Below are 1,696 nucleotides of genomic sequence, written 5' to 3'. Positions count from 1 at the left end.
GGGCTTTACTTAAATCAAAACCAGCTCACCGCTCTGCCTGCAGAAATTGGGCAGCTGTCCCGGCTGCTATGGCTTGAATTAAATCAAAACCAACTCACCGCTCTGCCTGCAGAAATTGGGCAGCTGTCTGATCTGCAAACACTTGAATTAGCGGAAAATCCTTTGAAAGATATCGCCGAAAAAATAAGGCAGCGTTTTCAATTGTAGAATGGTTGTAAGTACTTTTTAAATGGGGGTGAGCTAAAATGAAATAAAAAACTTTTAGCCATCTTATCTTTAAACAAGTAATCCACTTTCCTTCCGGCAACTAAGCAAGCTTAAACTAACCTACACATTTATAACGACAAGAAGTTTTTCTCTTTTTCTGCAGAGTGTTATGGCTGGGAGAACAACTTTTCTTGACAGGAAGAAGCTAGGCGTATTGTATTCCATCATGCGGTAGAAGAATTAAAACAAGGCACCAAAAAGAGCCGTTTTTCTCAAATAAGGCAAAGAATCAATCTCATTCTTTTAACCAAATCAAAATTGCCGTGTCACTTAATCCCCAAAACCTGTGGCTGCTCCTAAATGCTTGGAAGGCCTACTCCCTTTCCGTGAATCTATCTGAAAAAAAAGCGAGGTAGATTATCTGTAAGTTGTTTTTCATTGATAAGGATACGAATTCGTTTGACTTGCTTTTTTAATTTTTTATATTGTCTTTAAAAAATAAAAATGCTGAAAAAGTTATCCCTACCTAAGGAAATAAAATGCATCCTATCTCATCGACATCTATTGAAAGCTTGCCCAATGAATTGCTACTCCCTATCTTAGAGGCTTGCGCAGTTCCTCCCTTAATTTAGCGTCTGTAAAAGATGGCATCATCTGCTGGCTTCTGAAGTAATGCCTTCTCTTTGTAAAAAAATAGCCCAACTTCACTTCCCAAGGGGAGATGTCCCTACCCAGCAAACTCTTATGTTAGCTAAAGTTTATCAACTCAATCATGTACCTACCTCTACTGAAAAAGTTTATCTATCTTTTAAAGAAGTTTTTACCTTAGCTAAATCTATTTCTCCTTTGGAATTTAAAGAGAAAACAGAAGAAAAAAGAGGCTTAACGCTGACTAATTACTCTTCTTATCTCTTAAATGTTAATCGCCTTTTACTTTGGAAAAAACTTCCTGATGGGGAAGAATACTTGAGCCGAGAAGAAATTAAGCACTTGCCTCTAGAAAAAAAAGGAGAGCTACTTAGAGATTGGATTGAAGAAAATTGTAAAAACATCACGGCTTTGGATTTATCTAGAACAGGCTTGACTTATTTACCCTCAGAAATAAGCCAATTGTCTCAGTTGCAAACGCTTGACTTAAGAGAAAACCAGCTCACCGCTCTGCCAACAGAAATAGGCCAATTGTCTCAGCTGAAAGGGCTTTACTTAAATCAAAACCAACTTACCAGTCTTCCTGCAGAAATAGGCCAAGTGTCTCAGCTGCAAGGGCTTTACTTAACTCAAAACCAGCTCACCAGCCTTCCTGCAGAAATTGGGCTGCTGTCTAAGCTGCAAAAGCTTTACTTAGATCAAAACCAGCTCACCAGTCTGCCTGCAGAAATAGGTCAATTGTCTCAGCTACAATTGCTTAACTTAAATCAAAACCAGCTCACCAGTCTGCCTGCTGAAATAGGTCAATTGTCTCAGCTGAAATGGCTTTACTTAAATCAAA

General features: G+C 38.5%; 1 protein-coding gene and 1 pseudogene. Both read left to right on the top strand.

The genetic code is table 11. From position 1 onward, the window contains the following. A pseudogene (locus DB41_RS10235) lies at positions 1-207 on the top strand (leucine-rich repeat domain-containing protein); the annotation flags it as partial. A gap of 672 nt (positions 208-879) precedes the next feature. Beyond that, positions 880-1,696: leucine-rich repeat domain-containing protein (locus tag DB41_RS11030; protein WP_162180959.1), on the top strand; the 817-nt coding region annotated here is incomplete at its 3' end.

The sequence above is a fragment of the Neochlamydia sp. TUME1 genome (genome assembly GCF_000813645.1).
Taxonomy (GTDB): domain Bacteria; phylum Chlamydiota; class Chlamydiia; order Chlamydiales; family Parachlamydiaceae; genus Neochlamydia.
This window is presented reverse-complemented; position numbering and strand designations above follow the sequence as displayed.